5 protein-coding genes are annotated in these 5,401 nt (G+C 67.4%); all 5 read left to right on the top strand.

The genetic code is table 11. From position 1 onward, the window contains the following. On the top strand, positions 1-561 hold a 561-nt coding region (locus AB4Y84_RS12000; RefSeq protein ID WP_442250183.1), incomplete at its 5' end, for a DUF6596 domain-containing protein. 107 nt (positions 562-668) lie between these two features. Beyond that, complete coding sequence (locus AB4Y84_RS11995) at positions 669-1,865, top strand: hypothetical protein (RefSeq protein WP_025878385.1); 1,197 nt, start codon at positions 669-671, stop codon at positions 1,863-1,865. Continuing rightward, positions 1,856-2,956, top strand: a complete 1,101-nt coding sequence (locus AB4Y84_RS11990; RefSeq protein WP_025878386.1) for a hypothetical protein — start codon at positions 1,856-1,858, stop codon at positions 2,954-2,956. Before AB4Y84_RS11995 ends, AB4Y84_RS11990 begins: the two co-directional genes overlap by 10 nt. Positions 2,957-3,045: 89 nt before the next feature. Next, positions 3,046-3,720 carry a hypothetical protein gene (locus AB4Y84_RS11985; RefSeq protein WP_442250182.1) on the top strand — a complete coding sequence of 225 codons (675 nt, stop codon included), beginning with the start codon at positions 3,046-3,048 and terminating at the stop codon, positions 3,718-3,720. Between the two features lie 16 nt (positions 3,721-3,736). Continuing rightward, positions 3,737-5,383: a CsgG/HfaB family protein gene (locus AB4Y84_RS11980; protein ID WP_033830237.1), complete on the top strand. Its 1,647-nt coding sequence runs from the start codon at positions 3,737-3,739 to the stop codon at positions 5,381-5,383. The last annotated feature ends 18 nt before the right edge of the window (positions 5,384-5,401 follow it).

The following is a 5,401-nucleotide window of genomic DNA, read 5'->3' as shown; positions in this document are numbered from 1 at the left end:
CCGCCGGTGCTGGGGCTGTTGGCGCTGATGGAACTGCAGGCCTCGCGTGCGGCGGCACGGGTGGATGCACAGGGCGCGCCGATCCTGCTGGACCAGCAGAACCGGGCGCGCTGGGATTGGTTGCAGATCGAACGCGGCCAGCAGGCACTGACGCGTGCGGTGTCGGCGGGTGGCGGCGATGACCCCTATGTGCTGCAGGCACGGATCGCCTTCTGCCATGCCAGCGCGCGGCGCGCCGAGGACACCGACTGGGCGCGCATCGCTGCACTGTATGCGCAGCTGCTGCAGGTAATGCCATCGCCGGTGGTGGCATTGAACCGGGTGGTGGCGGTGTCGCGCAGCGAAGGCGCGTTCGCGGCATGGGCGCTGTTGCAGCCGCTGCTGGACGAGCCACGCCTGCAGGGCTACGCACCGCTGATGGTGGTGCGCGGCGAACTGCTGCAGCAGCTGGGACGTGAGCAGGACGCGCGTGACGCATTCGCCTCGGCAGCGGCGTTGAGCCAGAACCAGGCAGAGCGGACCCTGCTGCGGCAACGGGCCGGCCTGCCGCAGGAAAATTGAAGCCGACAAGGTCAGCACTTGTCGGTTTGCCCCGGAGCGGCTATGTTTCGCGCCCAGCGGGCGTGTTCGCGCCTGTCATTCGTGTGTCGTGACCGAGGAGCGGTTGGATGTTTTCAAGGACGAAGAGCGCACCGCGCGCTTTTGCGCGCCTGCTTGCCTATGCCCTGTGCCTGGCCGTATGGCCGTTGGCCAGCCAGGCCGCAGACAAATCGCAGCAGGCCTACTGGGCCGGTTTTGCCTATACCGCTGACGCCGCCGCCGTACAGGCGACCACCCCGCATGCGCATGCCGTGCTGGAAAAGCGTGGCCTGATTCCGCTCAACCAGACCCTGGCACAGGCGCTCAAGCGCCGCGCGCCGGCCAACCTGGAACTGATCGACCAGCCGGTGGCGATGCTCGATGGCACCACCAGTGCCGTGGTGCTGGCCGCTGCGCTGGACCGCGAGCTGGTGTCGGTCGAACCGATCGGTGACCAGTACAAGGTGCTGGTGGAAGTGGCACTGCAGGCGCTGTTCTTCGATTTCCGCGAGCGCCAGGTGATCGCCTCCTATCCGCTTACCCTGCAGCGCATCGACGTGCAGGAGTACCGCCCGGACAGCGACGATATCGATGCGATCGTCGCCGATCTGCTGTACGGCGGTGCCGATACCAGCCTGTCGCAGGTGCTGGCCACCACCCTGGCCCAGGCCAAGCTGCCGGAAGCGGCCACGCGTCGCCTGCAGGTGGGTGCGGTGACCTTGTCCGACGCCACGCTGGCCAAGCTGCCCGACCCGAAGTGGGCCGGTCCGCTGCGCGCCACGCTGGCCCATGAACTGTCCAAGACGCTGTCGTCCAATACCGGCGTCGGCCTGCTGCCGCCGGCCTCGGGCCAGGCGATCGGCGGTGCCATGGCCGCGCGCTTTGCCGACGGCAAGGTCTACCAGCTGAAGATCCCCGAGGCCGACTACGTCATCAGCCTGCAGGTGGATGCGCTGAAGAACGGCGTCATCAGTGAAACCCCGGCGATGAAGACGATGCTGTTCGGCGCCTTCTTCACCGCCAAGGTCACCGAGCCGTTCTCCGGCAAGGTGTACTTCGAACAGCCGCTGCGCAAGGGCGCCACCAAGGTGGTGCCGGTCACGCAGTGGCAGGTCGACCAGTGGTCGGCCAGCTACGAAACCCTGCTGGCCGGCTTCGATGCCTTCGCCGGCGCCGCCGCCAAGCGCGCCGACTCGCGCGCCTGGCTGGACGAGCAGAAGCCCGGCGGACGCCCGCTGCAGCAACAGACCCAAGCCCTCCAGGAGTTGATCAAATCATGTCGTTGATGCGTACCATCCTGCTCATCCTCATCGCCCTGGCGGTGGCCTCGCCGGTCGCCGCGCAGACCGCCAGCTCGCGCGGTACCGGTTCGGCCAGCTACAGCCTGCGCCTGAGTGCCGATACCCGTGCGCAGGCCCTGAACAAGGCCAAGGCCAATGCACTGGAGGCGTACATCGCCGAATCCGGTGCGGCCAAGCTGCGCCTGTTCGAATCGCGTCGCGCCGAGTTCCTCGGTGAAATCGACCGCTACGTGCTCAGCGCCGTGCAGCTGTCGGACAACGAAGACAAGAAGGCCAAGACCTACAGCGTCACCGTCCGCGCCGAAATCAACACCACCCTGCTGCAGACCAAGCTGGATGCCGGTTCGGCCGTGGCCGGTGCCACCGCTGCACAGCGCTCGCTGCTGACCTTCCTGTTCATGGCGCGCTCGCAGGACACCGTGCAGTCGTTCCAGGACAAGGAATACCGCCGTGTCGACGCCAGCAGCAGCTACAGCGAGAACACCCGTGAGGGCGACAGCTTCCGCGGCAACTCGGTCAGCACCAACGGCAGCATCAACCAGAACGGTTCGGTGTCGGTCACCAGCGGCGGCAGCACTACCGCCCGCAGCGACAACATCAGCTGGAAGGTGGCCAACGCCGCCGAAGTCAACACGGCCATGACCGGTGCCTTCAGCGCCGCCGGCTACGAAGTGGTTGAAGCCGAATACGTGGAAGGCGAGTCGCGCGGCCTGCTCAGCATCGAGCGCATCCGCAAGGACTTCAGCACTGGCAACGATCTGTCCGCGGCCACCCTGCGCGATACCGCCAACGGCATCCGCGCGGCGAACATCCCGTACATCGCCGTCGGCACCCTCGACGTCGGCATGCGCGACCGTGACCCGGCCAGCGGCAACACCCGCGTGTTCGTCACTGTCACCGGCAAGGTGCTGGACGTGACCGGTCGCTTCCCGCGCACCGTGTCGTCGGTGGGCCCGGTGCAGTTCTCCGGTACCGGCCCGAACGAAACCGTCGCCCGTACCAATGCACTGCAGCTGGCTGCGGAAAAGGCTGCCCAGCAGATGATCAACGAGCTGAACGTCAAGGCGGTCCGCTGACGTTGGTGGGTGCCGGGTTAGCCCGGCACCGCTCTGCTTCCCGTTTCTTGCGTGCCGCATCGCGGCCGTCTCTCCCAAAGGACTCTTCCATGATCCGTAATACCGCTCTCGTCGTTGCCATCGCGGCCGCCACCCTGTCGATGCCGGCCCACGCCCAGTTCGGCAAGCTGAAGGACCTGGCCGGCGGCGCCACCGGCACCTCCAGCAGCAGCGCCAGCGCTGCCGCTCCGGACGAAGCCGCGCAGGAAGCGCTGGTCCGTCGTTTCGTCAGCTCGCAGTCGCACTCGCTGCAGGCCCAGACCTCCTTCGCCCGCGCCTTCGGCCTGGCCGAGCAGGTGCAGCTGCTGGAAGCCGAGCGCCAGGCGCTGTCGTCCGGTTCGGTGAACGTCGATGCGATGAAGAAGTCGGTGTCGGTCAGCGAAGCCGCCCAGGCCGCCATCRACGAGCGCCAGGCCGCACAGCCGGAACTGAACGCTGAATCCAAGCAGCACTATGCCGAAGGCCTGGTCTCGCTGCTGGCCTCGGCTGCCGAAGCGCAGAAGCTGAGCGGCGAAGCCAGCGGCTTTGCGGCCGGCATGAAGAACCTGGGCGCGACCCAGATGGCCACTGTTGGCCGCAAGCTGGCCGCCGGTGCCTGGGTTGCCAAGGAATCGCCGGGCTTCATCAAGGGCCTGTACGGCTCGACCAAGTCGGCTGTGACCTTCGCCAAGAAGAGCAAGGTGAAGGTGCCGTCCAACGCCGATTCGATGCTGGATTCGCTCTGATACGAGGCAACTCCGCATGCGTACGACGACTCGATTGATCGGCCTGGGCCTGGCAGCGGCCCTGCTGGCAGCCTGCGGCAAGCAGGATGCACCGGCAGAAACCGCTCCGGCCAAGGACAAGGCTGCCAGTGCACTGGCCAGCAACGCGCCGGTGCAGGAAGCGCCCCTGCGTGGCACGCCGGATTTCGGCGGCACCACCCAGGTCGCGCGCGAAGCCGACGGTATCGGCAGCACCCCGGAACTGGCGGTGCTGGCGGCATTGCAGTCGGCCGTGGCCCAGGTCAACGGCGTACGCGTGGCCAGCCAGATGCAGAGCCTGCGCGCAGGCCTGCATGTGGACGTGGACGGTGAACACGTCGGCGATATCCGCGCCGACGCGTTCTCCCAGCAGATGATTGCCGGCTCGCAGGGCGCGGTGCTGGGCTACGAAATCCTCTCGCAGGATGAAGTGAGCCAGCTCGACGAAGAAACCATCGCCCGCGTGCGCGCCAGCGACGAAGGCTGGAGCTTCAAGGGTTCGGCCTCGGCCAGCGCTTCCGGCGAAGCCTCCGCCAAGGGCGGCTCGGCCTCGGCCAGCGTCAAGGAAAACTACGAAGAGCAGGTCAAGGTAGACGCCAAGCGCGGTGCCAGCTCCTTCGATTCGGATGTCACCCGGCGCAGCATGCGCAGCTACTGGAAGGTGCGTGTCCGCGCGCAGATTGCCCAGTACCGCGCACCGGATGAAGAAGGCAAGCCGAAGATCGTGGTGGCCCTGCCGCGCACCAAGTCGGGCAGCTATGCCGTTGGCGATGGCCGGGTGAACGCCGACGAGGTCGCCCAGGCGATCCGCGCGCGGCTGTCCGACACGCTTACCCAGACCCAGCGCTTCATCGTGCTGGACCGCGAGTTCGGCGACGAACTGCAGGCCGAGATCGACCACATCAACAGTGGCAACGTGCGCCTGCAGGACACCGCACGCGTTGGCCAGCAGCTGGCGACCGACCTGATCCTGATTCCGACCATCGAACGGTTCGAGTACCCGCGCAGCGTGCGCAACCTGCGCATGTCCGATCGCCAGGTGACCTCGTACTCCGGTGGCGGCCGCATCACCCTGCGCCTGGTCAATGCCACCACCGGCCAGGTGGTGATGTCCGACAGCTTCGACCATCAGTTGGCCTCGACCGGCCCGAGCACGCTGCCGCGCGTGGTCAATGGCCGCAGCATGGCCGCCTCGATGATGGACTCGCTGTCCGGGCAGATCGGCAGCACGATCGTCACCACGCTGTTCCCGGTGTCGGTGGTGTCCGTCGATGGCGACCAGGTGGTGCTGAGCCAGGGCGGTGACACCGTGCAGGTCGGCCAGCGCTGGCAGGCCGTGCGCCTGGGCGAAGAGCTGAAGGACCCGCAGACCGGCCGTTCGCTCGGCCGCAGCGAGCATCCGTGCTGCACCATCCGCATCGACCGCGTTGCCGCGCAGACGTCCTACGGCACCCTGGAAGAGGGCGTCGACGCGATGCGCGGTGGTTTCCGCCCCGGCCAGATCGAACTGCGCCAGAAGCTGGGCAGCAAGCCCAAGGCCACCGCCGGCGCAACCGCATCGGCCGCTCCGGCCGCCGCAGCGCGCCCGGCCAGCAAGCCCAAGCCCAAGCCCGCCGCCGCCCCGGCCGAAGACCCGAACTGGTAAGACACCCAGGCAATGCAC

Source organism: Stenotrophomonas sp. 2YAF22 (assembly GCF_052114665.1).
Taxonomy (GTDB): Bacteria; Pseudomonadota; Gammaproteobacteria; order Xanthomonadales; family Xanthomonadaceae; genus Stenotrophomonas; species Stenotrophomonas indicatrix.
This window is presented reverse-complemented; position numbering and strand designations above follow the sequence as displayed.

What these genes read in the sequence shown, in the direction of transcription:
- AB4Y84_RS11995 (WP_025878385.1), top strand. Translation starts at nt 669, where the DNA reads ATGTTTTCAAGGACGAAGAGCGCACCGCGCGCTTTTGCGCGCCTGCTT.
- AB4Y84_RS11990 (WP_025878386.1), top strand. Translation starts at nt 1,856, where the DNA reads ATGTCGTTGATGCGTACCATCCTGCTCATCCTCATCGCCCTGGCGGTG.
- AB4Y84_RS11980 (WP_033830237.1), top strand. Translation starts at nt 3,737, where the DNA reads ATGCGTACGACGACTCGATTGATCGGCCTGGGCCTGGCAGCGGCCCTG.